15 protein-coding genes are annotated in these 13,860 nt (G+C 35.1%); all 15 read right to left on the bottom strand.

Annotated features, from left to right (window positions below):
- Positions 1 to 2 precede the first annotated feature (2 nt).
- The 15 genes from ACTIEV_RS03090 to ACTIEV_RS03020 all read right to left on the bottom strand — a co-directional run bounded on the left by ACTIEV_RS03090 (position 3) and on the right by ACTIEV_RS03020 (position 13,610).
- On the bottom strand, positions 3 to 1,382 hold the full coding sequence (locus ACTIEV_RS03090) for a multicopper oxidase family protein (RefSeq protein WP_439516056.1): 1,380 nt from the start codon (positions 1,380 to 1,382) through the stop codon (positions 3 to 5).
- Between the two features lie 133 nt (positions 1,383 to 1,515).
- The gene (locus tag ACTIEV_RS03085; RefSeq protein WP_439516055.1) at positions 1,516 to 2,769 is read right to left on the bottom strand and encodes a TolC family protein; all 1,254 of its coding nucleotides are present in this window, start codon (positions 2,767 to 2,769) and stop codon (positions 1,516 to 1,518) included.
- Entirely contained in the window at positions 2,756 to 4,681 is a 1,926-nt protein-coding gene (locus tag ACTIEV_RS03080; RefSeq protein ID WP_322195643.1) for an efflux RND transporter permease subunit, read from the bottom strand. The genes ACTIEV_RS03085 and ACTIEV_RS03080 overlap by 14 nt, the downstream gene beginning before the upstream one ends.
- A gap of 2 nt (positions 4,682 to 4,683) precedes the next feature.
- Positions 4,684 to 5,973 (bottom strand): efflux RND transporter permease subunit, encoded by a 1,290-nt coding sequence (locus ACTIEV_RS03075; RefSeq protein WP_294993991.1) that lies wholly within the window; start codon positions 5,971 to 5,973, stop codon positions 4,684 to 4,686.
- A 35-nt stretch (positions 5,974 to 6,008) separates the two neighbouring features.
- Complete coding sequence (locus tag ACTIEV_RS03070; protein WP_439516054.1) at positions 6,009 to 6,656, bottom strand: heavy metal-binding domain-containing protein; 648 nt, start codon at positions 6,654 to 6,656, stop codon at positions 6,009 to 6,011.
- Between the two features lie 100 nt (positions 6,657 to 6,756).
- On the bottom strand, positions 6,757 to 7,155 hold the full coding sequence (locus ACTIEV_RS03065; protein ID WP_439516053.1) for an HYC_CC_PP family protein: 399 nt from the start codon (positions 7,153 to 7,155) through the stop codon (positions 6,757 to 6,759).
- A gap of 472 nt (positions 7,156 to 7,627) precedes the next feature.
- Entirely contained in the window at positions 7,628 to 8,329 is a 702-nt protein-coding gene (locus ACTIEV_RS03060; protein ID WP_322197472.1) for a DUF4386 domain-containing protein, read from the bottom strand.
- A 22-nt stretch (positions 8,330 to 8,351) separates the two neighbouring features.
- Positions 8,352 to 8,780 carry a DUF6326 family protein gene (locus ACTIEV_RS03055; RefSeq protein ID WP_322197471.1) on the bottom strand — a complete coding sequence of 143 codons (429 nt, stop codon included), beginning with the start codon at positions 8,778 to 8,780 and terminating at the stop codon, positions 8,352 to 8,354.
- Between the two features lie 26 nt (positions 8,781 to 8,806).
- Positions 8,807 to 9,658, bottom strand: a complete 852-nt coding sequence (locus tag ACTIEV_RS03050; RefSeq protein ID WP_322197468.1) for an acyl-CoA thioester hydrolase/BAAT C-terminal domain-containing protein — start codon at positions 9,656 to 9,658, stop codon at positions 8,807 to 8,809.
- Between the two features lie 58 nt (positions 9,659 to 9,716).
- The gene (locus tag ACTIEV_RS03045; protein ID WP_322197467.1) at positions 9,717 to 10,772 is read right to left on the bottom strand and encodes an acyltransferase family protein; all 1,056 of its coding nucleotides are present in this window, start codon (positions 10,770 to 10,772) and stop codon (positions 9,717 to 9,719) included.
- Positions 10,773 to 10,777: 5 nt separating this feature from the next.
- Positions 10,778 to 11,329: an ankyrin repeat domain-containing protein gene (locus ACTIEV_RS03040; RefSeq protein WP_439516052.1), complete on the bottom strand. Its 552-nt coding sequence runs from the start codon at positions 11,327 to 11,329 to the stop codon at positions 10,778 to 10,780.
- A gap of 105 nt (positions 11,330 to 11,434) precedes the next feature.
- Positions 11,435 to 11,641 (bottom strand): helix-turn-helix domain-containing protein, encoded by a 207-nt coding sequence (locus ACTIEV_RS03035; RefSeq protein WP_322197465.1) that lies wholly within the window; start codon positions 11,639 to 11,641, stop codon positions 11,435 to 11,437.
- 3 nt (positions 11,642 to 11,644) lie between these two features.
- Complete coding sequence (locus tag ACTIEV_RS03030) at positions 11,645 to 12,181, bottom strand: DUF2975 domain-containing protein (protein WP_322197464.1); 537 nt, start codon at positions 12,179 to 12,181, stop codon at positions 11,645 to 11,647.
- A gap of 257 nt (positions 12,182 to 12,438) precedes the next feature.
- On the bottom strand, positions 12,439 to 13,098 hold the full coding sequence (locus ACTIEV_RS03025) for a hypothetical protein (protein WP_322197463.1): 660 nt from the start codon (positions 13,096 to 13,098) through the stop codon (positions 12,439 to 12,441).
- A gap of 2 nt (positions 13,099 to 13,100) precedes the next feature.
- Complete coding sequence (locus tag ACTIEV_RS03020) at positions 13,101 to 13,610, bottom strand: RNA polymerase sigma factor (protein WP_322197462.1); 510 nt, start codon at positions 13,608 to 13,610, stop codon at positions 13,101 to 13,103.
- Positions 13,611 to 13,860 lie beyond the last annotated feature (250 nt).

Below are 13,860 nucleotides of genomic sequence, written 5' to 3'. Positions count from 1 at the left end.
GCTTATATCAATTCATATTGTAACATCATGCCATCATCTTCATGTTCAAGATTATGGCAATGGAAAACAAATTTTCCTAAATTACTTTCGAACGGAATGATTATTTGAACCGTCTCCCCGGGCATTACCAGTACTGTGTCCTTCCAGCCAGTTTCAGATGCTATCAGACTCCCCCTGCCACCTGTTCTTTGAAGTACCTGGAAAAAAACTCCGTGTAAATGCATAGGATGAGGCTCATCTCCTTTACTATTATCGAAGACCCATATCTCATTCGTATTGGATTTAATGCTTTCATCAATGCGACTGCTATCAAAAAGCTTACTATTAATGCGATGACGCATCCTCATACCATCATTCATAGGATATCCATGATGTTCCATCGGATTAGATATATCAAATGTTCTGCTCCTGACTGATGAAGAGGCTGGCAAACTATCGATCATTGAAAGTTTTGTGGGTACAGTGAAAGAATCTGTGACAGGAGCGGTAACTTTAAACTTCATGATCTTAAATGACTGCTTCCCTTGCGCATCTCCAGCGTTAGCAAATTCTTTACTTAGCAAGAATAGCTCTGTACCGATAGACAACCCATTAAAACTTACTAAAACATCCAGCCTTTCACCTGGAGCCAATAAAATCTCCTTTACTGTTACAGGATTTTTCAATAAACCACCATCATTACCAATAATTATCATATCGGCATTATTACTGAATGCGAGATTATACAAACGTGCGTTTGAGCCATTCAAAATACGAAGTCTGTAATAACGGGTTGATACTTCAGTATAAGGTGAATAAATACCGTTTACCAATACAGACTCCCCCATATAGCCCGACATAACTTCTTCTGCAGTAGGATTATATGTTATCCCCTGATTGGTTAATCGTTTATCTTGTATAACCAATGGAATCTCAAAACGACCCGATGGTAGATTTAAAGTTGCTTCTTCCAGATCATTAATAATAAACAAGCCTGCTAAGCCCTGAAATACCTGTTTACCTGTCTTAAAATGAGGGTGTGGATGATACCATGTCAATCCGGCTCTCTGATTCACAGTAAACTGATAGCGGAAAGTACCACCTGCATTTGCTAATTGATCTGGGTGTCCATCCATTAATGCAGGTACTTTTAAGCCATGCCAGTGAATATTGGTATGTTCAGATAAATTATTCTGGAGCAAAATATTTACAACATCTCCCCTGTTTACCCTGAATGACGGACCAAGCATCCCATTAGGTTGATAGCCCAAGACAGGAATACTAGCCCCCCTAATATTTACAGTTGTAGTTTGTGCTGTGAGTATCTGATTGGCACCAGACTGTAATGGGTTGGTAAGCATTTGTGAAAAATCATTCTCAGTAACCATAACAGGTTTTGTCATTAGCCCGTTGTGATGTTCTTTTCTGCACCCTGAACCAGCCATAAAAAATCCAGCTAAAGATCCACTTGTTATTAGGCTACCGGTACTAATCCCAGACAGTTGTATGAATTTTCTTCTTTGCATTCAGATTGGTTTAGTTTTTTTCAATAATTCTTTCAATTGTCACCTGAAGTTTCAATGCCTGACTTAGTAACTCTAATAATTCTAACTGTTTCATGTTTAGAATTTCCCATGCATCATATAACATGAATAACTCTTCTGTATTCTGCTCATAACCGAGTTGCATTGTCCTGTAATTATTACGCAATGCGGGGATTATCTGACTTTCAAAAAGTTTTAATTGCTTTTTCTTTAACCCCAGTTCATTACGCATACCATAAGCCATCCCACTGTATTCATTCACCATCATTTCTTTTTGTGACTGAATGGCATTACTTTTCCATTTTAAGCTTTCAATATTGGCTTTATTCATTTTAGAAGACCATTTAGCCATCGGAATACGAACCATCCCCATAATAGTATACTGTAATGGCTGTCCTCCAAATCCAATCATATTATCATAACGAATACCAAATTGAGGTTTAAGGGCAGTACGCTCTGTTTCCTGTTTTAGAACAGTAAGCTCAATCTCTCTATCCAATGATTTTAGGTCACTACGGTTAGTATAAAAAAGAGTGCTATCAAAAACAAGAGCTTCATAACTATTCAAGAAGTAAGTGGTATCAATATCGAAATCTGTCATGGCATTTCTACCCATAAGCGAATTGATGCGAATACGTTTTTCTTTAATGTCGCTTTCAAACATTAATTGCATATTTTTCACTTCTCCTAAAGCAGCTTTTGCTTTATAATAGGCACTTATCTTTTCAAGACCGTTTTTATAACGTATTTCTGCATTTTTGATCATGAAGTCCAATATCTTTTCATTCTCTTCCAGGATCAATAACTTCTTTTTCAGGATAATCCAATCATAATAGAACTGTTTAGCATCATTCACTAATTCATTCAGTGTTGCATTCTTTTTTTCTTTCTCAACTGATGACATAGCTTTCATGTACCTCTCATCTGCTTCTAATTTTTTTCTATTCGGAAGCATTTGCTCACCAGAAATCATCACAGATCCCATACCAGGCATATCGCCCTCCCTATGCCAGAGTCTGACATCATATGGTGTCATAAATTGACCAATGCCAATTTGAGGAGGCATCCAGCTTCTTGCACCTTTTGCAGCTTCATCCATAGAACGGATTTCATGATCATACATCTTCACTACAGGATGCTTTGTTTTAATGCTATCAATGATTGTATCCAGCTTCAGGATTTGTCCATTGCCATATACAAAACCTGTCAAACCAAAGAAGGTTAGTATTAATTTATTCTTTAACATCGATTAATTCAATTTTACCGTTACGTTTTAGTTCTCTCTCTTTAATCATTTCAAAAATGACAGGAGTAATGAGTAACACATAAATAGTGGATGAGATTGTACCACCAATCAATGGAATGGTGATGGGTCGCATAATATCACTACCAACTCCTGTCGCCCAAAGAATAGGGATCAACCCAAATAGTCCAACTGAAACAGTCATGAGTTTAGGGCGCAACCTTTTGGCGGAACCTTCAATCACATAGTCTCGGATAATTGCGGGTGTTAATGTTGATTTAGAATTACCATGCTTAGCAACCATATTGTTCATGGCTTCATTTAGATAGATCGTCATCAACATAGCCGTCTCTATGGCCATTCCAAATAAAGCAATAAAGCCCACAGCGACAGCTACAGACAGATTAATGCCATAAAAATAGACCATGAAAACACCGCCAATTAATGCAAATGGCACGGTTATCATGGTGATAACAGCTTCTTTAAAAGAATGATATGTAAAATATAATACCATGAAAATGATAATGAGTACAATCGGCATGATCATTTTTAAAGTTTGATTAGCCCTGATTTGATTTTCCCACTGCCCGCTCCATTCCAGAAAATATCCTTTTGGAAGTTTAGTGATCATTCGATTCAATCGTTCTTGTGCCTCTTTTACTGTACTACCTAAATCTCTTTCTCTAACATTGAATAGTACTGTACCCCTAAGCATCGCATTTTCTGAATTAATCATCGGTGGGCCGTCACTTAGTTTAATGTCTGCAACAGCTTCTAATGGTATAGGACCAAAATCCATTGTCTGTACCTGAAGTCGCTTTAATGCTTGAATATTATTTCGAAAATCTTGCCCGTATCTGGCATTTACGGAAAATCGCTGACGGCCTTCAATAGTGGTAGTAAGTTTCATACCTCCTAATGCACTCTCAATTACGGTATTGACATCATCAACACTCAGTCCATACCGACCGATTTCATCACGTTTAACTACAATATCAATGTATTTTCCGCCCGTAATAGGCTCCACATATAAATCCTTTACTCCATCAATTCCCTCCAACTGCCGTTTAATAGTTTGTGCAAATGCGTAAATACTGTCTAGGTTTTGTCCATATACTTTTAACCCGACATCGGTTCTTATACCGGTTGAAAGCATGTTAATACGATTAATGATAGGCTGTGTCCATCCATTTGTAACCCCAGGAATTTGCATTTTTGAATTGAGCTCATTTATAATATCATCCTTGGTTCGTCCTTCTCGCCATTCATTTTTAGGTTTGAGTAAAATGATGGTTTCAATCATGCTGATCGGAGAATTATCTGTTGCTGTATTGGCTCTTCCTGCTTTACCCAGAACATGTGAAACTTCGGGAACAGAGCGAATCAGCTTATCCTGAACCTGCAATAATCGTTTTGCTTCAGAATTGGATACGTCTGGAAGAGTTACTGGCATAAATAACAATGATCCCTCATCCAATGGCGGCATAAACTCCGAACCAAGACGAGTCATCATGATTACTCCCATAGCTAATGCCAGAATATTAAGCCCTATAGTAGTTTTTCTCCATTTTAAACACCATTTTAGAATGGGTGTATAAATTTTTTCCAGTGTTTTTGTTATTGGATTTGAATCTTCTGGTTTTAGTCGTCCTTTTAGAAAAAAGGAAATTAGAACCGGAGTTAATGTTATAGCCAATACCGCATCAATTAGTAGGATAAAGGTCTTTGTCCATGCCAGGGGATGAAAAAGTTTTCCTTCCATACCTGTAAGCAGAAATACAGGAAGAAAAGAAGCGACTACGATAATGGTAGAATAAAATACGCCGGGACCAACTTGTTTTGAAGATCTTTCAATAATCTCATTTCTTTCCTCTATTGTTAAGGGATCTTTATTTCTTTTGAACCACTTTGCCATATTTACGATTTGTCGGATAATTTAATTTTTTTAGCCTGTGCCTCGCTAATATGTCTGTACGCATTTTCCACCATTACAATGCCATCATCAACTACTACACCAATAGCAAGCGCGATTCCCGTCAATGACATAATATTGGATGAAATACCAAACATTTCAAGGAAAATAAACCCAGCTGCAACTGAAATAGGTAATTGAATCAGTATAATCACAGCACTGCGCCAATGGAATAGAAATATGAGCACTACCAATGAGACGACAATCATTTCTTCAACTAACGTTCCTTTTACTGAATCAATAGCTTCTTGAATCAGTGTACTGCGGTCATATGAAGTTTGGAACGTTACACCTTCCGGTAATCCCTTTTCAACCTCCTTCATCCGAGCTTTTATAGACTCAATTACCTTATTGGCATTTTCATTGTATCGCATTACCACTATACCACCTACCACTTCTCCTTTGCCGTCCATATCAAAAATTCCCAGACGCAAATCACCTCCCATTTGAACAGAACCAATGTCCTTGACTCTTACAGGTATACCATTGTAATTGGCAAGTGCAACATTTTCAATATCATTTTTATTTTTTATGTAGCCTAAGCCTCTGATAATGTAAGCCATATCCGCCATTTCAAATTTGCGTCCCCCTACATCATTATTATTGGCTTTTACTTTATTCATCACATCCATCAACGAAATGTTGTAATACTGCAGCTTTATGGGATCAACTACTAATTGATATTGCTTTTCAAAACCACCAAAAGATGCGACTTCTGCCACACCGGGTACTGTTTGTAAAGCAAATTTGATGTACCAGTCTTGAAGTGCTCTTTGTTCTCCCAGATCCATCTTAGGAGCATTAAGGTGATACCAGAAAATATGTCCCACGCCTGTTCCATCAGGACCCAGTGTAGGTGTTACATTTTGCGGCAGAAGACGTTGTGCAAAGTTGAGTCTTTCGAGTACACGGGTTCTCGCCCAGTATATATCAACATTGTCTTCGAAAATAACATATACAAAACTCATCCCAAACATGGATGAACCCCGAATATTCTTAATTTTAGGTATACCCTGCAAGTTGCTGACCAATGGATAGGTTACCTGGTCTTCTATAACCTGTGGACTACGCCCCATCCATTCAGTAAATACGATCACCTGATTTTCACTTAAATCTGGAATAGCATCAATCGGATTCTGTTTCACAGCGTAAATTCCATAAGCAAATAATCCTCCCGCTAATAGCAGAATAATCACCCGGTTACGCAAAGCCAGTTCAATTAATTTTTGAACCATAATTTGATATTAATATTTGAAGCAATGTAGAAGCATTAGTTTGATCTCTTTTTTAAATCCATGCCACATTTAGTGCATTTACCAAGTTTATTGCTGGTGACGTCCGAATGCATGGGGCAAGAATATATTTTCATCACTTCCATTTTCATTTTCTCTTTTGGAGAAAGTGTCAATGAGGTTCCACATTTTAAACACTTACCTGGCTTGTCACTAGTTATGTCCGGGTGATTAAAACATGAATATGTTTGAACAGATTGCTCCTCCCCTTTTAAATCGATTCCGCATTTCGGGCACTTACCTGACTCATCACTTGCCGCTTCGGGGTGCATAGGACAGGTATAGGTTTTCATTACCTCCATTTTCATTTTTTCCTTGGGTGAAAGATTCATTTTAGAACCACATACAGAACATTTGCCGGGTTTATCTCTTGTAATAGCTGGGTGTGCAGGGCATTCATAAAGACCAACTACCTCCATTTTCATTTTTTCTTTAGGAGTAAGGTTTCTACCACATTTAGGGCATTTTCCAGATTTATCCATAATCACATCAGGATGCATTGGACATATATAGGTTTTTTCAACAGCTTGTTTATTTTTGTTTTTTTGTATTGTTGAAACCTGAGCAAAGGCTGAAAAAGATAAGATAGGCAGCACTGCCACCATTAGCATTTTAATTGCTTCCATTTTTTCATGATTTTATTGTTGCATAACATTATAAGGCAAAAAGGAAACGCCTATAGCCTGACAATTTTTAGTTGTCTGGCACTGCTAAGTCAATATGAAATTAAATGAGGATAGTTCTGTTAAGAAGGTATACTGCTGTCTTGCTACTTCGGGGTGGGGCATGACTTATTGGATACTCTTCAATTGAAGAGACATAGAAAATATCCGATAATGAAAAAAGGGATAGCGGTAAGTCAAGAATTGTGAGTGTAAAATTAATTGAGACTGATTCAGTAGCTTTTTGTTCTGAAACGTTCTTTATAAACTTGTTTTCATCTTTACAACAGCCATTATCTTTTGTATCGGATTCCTCCATCCCACAATTTTCGCATTTCGTAGAATCTCTATACATTAAACCCCAGTCAGCAAGTTTACCCATACAATAATGCATGCGTATAGTAGCCCCTGAGGAAGTACTCAGAAATAAAATTGCTACTATAAATGTGATAAACTTTTTCATAAACTTGCCAAAACAAATGTATAGTTTCTTTTTACAAATGGAGTTTAAAATTTTAGTTCTATGCTTAGCAATTCATCAAACTATGATTTAACTGAATATTTAATAGTTTAAAAATTAATTAATTGGCAATACATGGCTTCATTCACGGTTCTGAATTCTATAGAGCTTCTTTGTTTTACCCATCAATCTAAGGCCATGATTACTAAATTGAGTATAAGTTTTGCTTCTAACCCAAACAGTACAATCATTCTACTATAAATAGCTTTTTGTTGAATGCTCTCCAAAAGGCAACTCATAAGCAATAAGAGAAACTACTTTAACAGTATGTTAATCTGAAAGGTTTCAACAATCAGAACAAGATGCTAAGCATTCAACGAGCCAGTGAACGGGTCTAAATTAAATATGTGAGAAGGTTGTATGGGATTGGAAAGCATTTTTTTTACAGGTCATATTGGTGTCAGATACTTTTACATCAGGTTGGCTTCTTTTCTTTTACGCCCATAATTAAAAGCCACAAACAAGTTCCTATTTCTCCGATGCTTGCAGGCAAACTTATATATGATGAAATTCCAATTTTTGAATAATCAGAAATTAAAGTATGTCCTACGAAATTTATAAGGTAACCAAAACAGCCCAGCATTAATAATACACCTAAAAATTTGGGTAGTACCCCTGATTGAAAAACCAAATAACCCAATGGAAACAACCAAAGTCCTGAAAATATGTGAACAATTCGCATCCCATTTTTATATTGGTCAAGGTGTAACATAACCTGTGATTGATGTTGTTCAGCAGAAAGACCAAAAAGGTTTTTTGTATCATTCACCAATGAAAGAACTGTAAATTCGTTTTGAACATTTAAGAAAAAAATCGGAACACTCATAAGTGCTAAAACAACCATAAGCTTAGCATAATTTTCATGTACAGGTTTTAATAATTTATACAGTACAAGTGGCAGGAAAAGAAAAAAAGTATAACATAATAATCCAGTAACAATCCCAAACCTAAAAAGTGTTTCAGAAGAACTGATATTCTGATAAGTTACTGATGGATTGTCCGATACAAAAAGTTTGGACGGCACATACATTAAAGTAAAAATACCTGTTAATACTACCCCTAAATATATAAGCCCTGCAATTCTTGCTAATTTTTTATTTGAAACTGCTGCTGCCATAATACTAATCGTTGATTATTGTTTAATTTTTTGGCCACTTCCAGGCGTACCATATAATGATGGAAGTAAGTATACTTTCAGCTATCGCATAAAAAACATAAAAAAGCCTCCACTCAGAAAATGATATTGCTGCTATCAAAAGCATAATTGCTGTAAAAAAAAATCCAACGATTACATTCAGCCACCTGTTTATTGCCCGTTTTAAAATAATGGACAGGCACACCATTAAAGCAGGAATTGCCAATAGCAATGATGCTGCAAATAATTTTGCCGGATTGTTAAGCATACTGCTCCCATTAATAATCCCTTGTACTTTACCCGGCACATAAAGTTCAAAATAATCGCCATAGATATAAAAAAACGTCACAGAAGCCCAAAGTGCTGATAGTTTTATGCTGGTATTGATTTTTACATCTTCATAAACATTTTCGTTTGCCTTATTTAAGTTCATTACTATTATTTTATGTAGTGTCAGGACTATTTTTTCCTAAAATTGTTTTCTAAAAAAGAAAAAATTAAGTCAAAATGTTTCAGGGGTTCCCCATGTCCACCTTCTATAACAATATGCTTATTAACGTATATAAATTTGTTAACTTTTAGGCGAGCTATTATCTTATCGCACATTGCTACACTGGGAATATGATCATCTTTGGTAGCAGATAAAAGTAAAATTGGACCATTAATCTTTTCTACTTGAATGACTGCTTTTTCTTCCGCAATACTATCCTTCAACATAGCTGTAAATGTTCCTCTTAAATCATGTTTCATTAAAAAAGGTACCGCTTCTTCATTAACAGGTACAAATGAAAGTTCCTTGTTATTAAACGTCCATGCAGAAGTAGTAAAATGATTGGTATGGCCCGGAAACGTTACATGGCTTGGAACAATAGCTACCACACTTTTAATATCTTTAAAATAAGAGCCTATCAGCAGTGCCAAATCTCCACCTCTTGAACCGCCAATAATGGCAATTTTATTCTTATTTATTTTTTTATTTTTGGTGGCTACTATTATGGCATCATGCACTTGATTGATAGATATTTTATTCAACGTATCAGGTGTGCCTTCGCCACCAAAATAACCAATGGCTAAAAATGCATACCCCTTTTCTATAAATTGCTCCCTTGTTTTTTTCCAATAGTCGCTTGTCCAGGCATTGCCGCCTTCCGAGCCACCAAGTCCAACAATCAGAGGTTGGTTTGCCCCGTTTCCAAGGTATAATACACTTTCAGTATTGGGTGATTTTAATGTGATTTGTGAAAATGCATTGGACGAAAGGCTGAGTAGAAGTCCTATAAACGATAATCTCAATTTTTCTTTAACGGACATTTTTGTATAATTTTTAAAAATTAATTGCTAAAAATTGGATTCACTTGATAGCCTGCATTTAGTCGATTTGTACTGAATTTATTCCAAAAAGGATGGCTACATATTTATTTCGCTTTATTAAAAATTCATAGCTAATCAAACTGCCTGTAATTGTTCCAATTAATACTATGAAAAACTTTATCTGAACATTAATTGCCAAAGGCAATAAAAAACTACATGATAACCCCAAAAATATCATGTGCAAAATGTAAAGAGGGTAAGCAGCTTTTGAGAAATAATGCAAGAATTTATGAGGGAAACTTAGGTACTGTCTTGCGAATGCAAAAATCGAAAATATCCAAAGACAGGTCTCGACGGGTAAGTTTATTTTTTGGGGAAATGACAGATAATTTCCAGCTCTAAGTGTGAAAAATAATACAGCAAGCAATAAGAATAACCATCGCAGTTTTACCAATTTATTCCAAAAATCATCTCCTGCAAAAGCAAATAAATACCCGAATACAAATGCCAGCCAGCCTAAAATAAACCCATGTGTAGTGGTAGCGTACATTTCATAAATGGGCGGATCAACAATGACGGTTTCCAACACAAAACAAAAAATTACAAAGGGGAAAATAAAATAACTGCTAACTATTTTACCAAGCTTGATAGCAACTAAACTGTTCGGTGATTTTTTTAAAAAGTGTATGGGTAAAATCGTAATGATTACATAGCAAAGAATATTACCCAAAAACCAAAGGTGTGATGCCTGTGGAAGGAATTGAATTTTCCAATCATAATAATTTTGTAGAATTAGTATATACACAGGGGCAATTGCCACAATACCAAATAGATAGGGTATGCCGATTCGTAATGCTCTTTCTTTCAACAATTGTTTCCAATTTCGATTTTGAAAAGAGAAAAAAACACCCATGCCAGCGATGAAAAACAAAATCGGTATTCGCCAAACATTCAGCATGGTCATAGGGAGCCACAGCGATTCCCATGGCTCAGGGTTGGTCATAAAGCCAACCATAAGCCCCCAGGGTTGGAAAACTATTGCCACATGATATACCATCAAAAAGGCAATTGCAATTACCCTTATCCAATCAATGTCGAATCTTCTTGCTGACATCATTTTTATTTTAACATTGAAGCAATAACAGGTCGGGTTTTCTTCAAGTATTCATAATCTAATTTTAGCCCTAATGAACCTAAAGAACTTCCCAGCATATCATAAATAGGCTTAACTTCTTGAAAAGTGGATGTTACGGTTGTATAAGCTGTATTTCCATATTTATTTTTTATTGCTTTATCCGCCTTTTTTTCCAAAAGCATTTTCACTATATCTGGTCTGCAAAAAAAAGCTGCCGTGATCAATGCGGTTGACCCTTCATTATTTTGAATATTGAGCATGACACCTGCATCAATTAGTAATTTTGCAATTTCAGTTTTACCAAATAAAGCGGCACTAATTAATGGAGTGCTGCCCCCAGAACTTTCTTTTATATTCAAGTCAGATTTTGAAGCAATATGCTGTTTGATCGATTTAATATCGCCATTAACAACTGCTGTATGAATATCTATCTTTGGTGCTTGATTTTTTTGACCAAGTACAGATAATGTAAAAAATGTAATGATTAGTACAAGGAATGAGTGTTTTTTGATGCCTAGAATTGTTTTCGATTTCATTGTTATAATGGTTTTTGAATGTAGAAAATTGATAGTTGAATAAGTGCCTGTACATATTTATGATACGCAGATGACCCCATAAAATCACAAACTGAGTAATATATTTTAATTGTCAGTATATTCTAAAATATCTGCTGGTTGGCAGTCCAAGGCTTTACAAATAGCTTCCAAAGTGCTAAAGCGAATAGCTTTTGCCTTACCAGTTTTTAGAATGGAAAGATTAGATAATGTCAACCCAACTCTTTCAGAAAGTTCATTCAGAGAAACTTTCCGTTTTGCCATCATTACATCCAGGTTTACAATTATTGGCATAGCCTATACAGTTAAATCATTTTCGTTTTGAATTTCAACACCCTTTTTAAAAATAGTAGCAATAATATAGACTACGGCTGCCATTAAAATAAAAGCTTGACTGTCCACCCAAAACTGATTGAGTTTGTCTATTTCATAATTATGATGAGCTAGGTTTTTAGCCGTTTCCCTTGCTATGTGACTAAGTATTCCAATAGAGAGCGTATAGTAGCTGAGTTTTAAAAATTTTTTGGAAACAAAACTGTTAAATGGCTTTGATAAATCTAATTTGTAAAGTAACTCTATCACACTATAGAAAAGCATTGCCTTTAATACAGCGATGAATAACACAAAACCATACATGCCGAAAAAAACCAATTTACTTTGCTGATACATTTTACTTAAATCAAGTTTTTGGTACAGGTTACCAACAAACTCTGGTTTGAAAACACTAAAAATAAAATTGACGATTAAGCCACCGGCTTCTATGGATAAGCCAACAAAGATGATCCAGGCAACAATATTTAAGCCTATAAAGACGAAGTTGTTTGTTTTGGACATAATTGATAGAATTTTAAATTATGACTCAAAAGTAATAAATATTTATTAATTATCAATAATTATTTATTTTTAAGGGAGAAATGACATATCGTACTAATAAAGCTAAATCTTAAGTAATAAGAGGTAAGTAAAAGGTGGCTGAGTGTTTGATTTGGGATTTGAAAGGACTGTTACGAATAGAAATACAAGTTAAGATGACCACTTTTCACAAAGAGTAATCCTCAATTCTATTGCCGAAATAAAATGATTATCCTGGTTTAATTATTTTTAAACTCTTCTAATTCTTTGTAAAAATCCATGGCTTTTAATAAAGATTTACCACCTGAGCCAGCAATCATATTTCTAAACCATTTTTTATTAAGGTTTTTTATTGTATGATTTTTATATAGCCAGTAAGAAAGGTATGTGAAGGAACCAGTAAGTAAAACTTGAAATAAAATATATCCCATACCAACCTCATGTGGGAACCATTTATTGCTTAAATAAAAAGTAGTGAAGAAAGGAAACTGAAGGCACATGATCCTTGCATGGCTGATAATGGAGAATTGTAATTTCGACAACTGCTGTTGTATATCAGTAACACTGCCGTTATAGTTGATTCTTTTGGCCCACGTTAAGTGCTTAATGTAATCATATATCGCTTTTATATTCACCAGAAAAATTGCCATTACTGAAAAAACAAAATAGGCCTTTTCGGGTTTATAATCTGCGATAGAAAAAAACAGCAACAACCCAAGAATAATCAAGTAAACTATAACAGCAATGATACCTCTCTGCTTATGCCGCACTAACGACTGCATGGCGTATTCAGCCTTTTGATTGGTTAACTCTCTTAATAATTTTTTATTAATTGCCAGCGACTGGTCAATTTTTTCATAATGCTCTTTCCACAACATTACAAAGTTTGTCTCTTCCATTTTTATAAATTTTCTTTTATAAATTTATCTTTAAGTAAGTTTTTCAGTCTGCTGATTTTAGTGCCTACATTGCTTTCAGAAATACCCAAAATTTCAGCAATTTCTTTATAATTCTTTTCGTCGAGATAAAGCAGCAATAAAGCTTTATCCAAATCTTTCAACTCCAAAATAAATTGTTGAAGCAACTGATACTTGTGTTCTTTTTCAGCTGTGTTATCAACGTCATGCCATTCTAAGATTGATCCTGATAGAGGTGTGAAATATTTTTTCCGAACTTTTTCTTTTCGATAGTTGGAGATAGCTGTATTTAATGCAATTCTATATATCCATGTTGAATGCTTAAACTCATCGTTATAAGTATCAAAGGCCTGCCAGAGCTTCAAAATAATTTCTTGAACGAGGTCATTTCTATCTTCAAAGTCTTTACAATATGAGTTGGCAACTTTGTATAGGATGCCTTTATTGGCTTCAATTACAGCAATAAATATGGTCGAATTGTCAATTTTTGCCATTTGGACTATTTGTCAGCAGGTTATTATTGTCTTTGTAAATTATACGCATAGGTGTATTTAAAATCACACTTAAAATTGATTTTTTTAAACGGTAAATTGGGTCTGTACTTTAAAGGTAGACTTTCAACAATCAGATATTATTGATATACTTACCACTAACTCACCCGTTTGCATAACTCTATGTTTACACATAATTTGATTATGAGTAATAATTTGGCTAAATGTGTATTCCACAATATCGAATTATACA

The organism is Sediminibacterium sp., from assembly GCF_051861365.1.
Taxonomy (GTDB): domain Bacteria; phylum Bacteroidota; class Bacteroidia; order Chitinophagales; family Chitinophagaceae; genus Sediminibacterium.
This window is presented reverse-complemented; position numbering and strand designations above follow the sequence as displayed.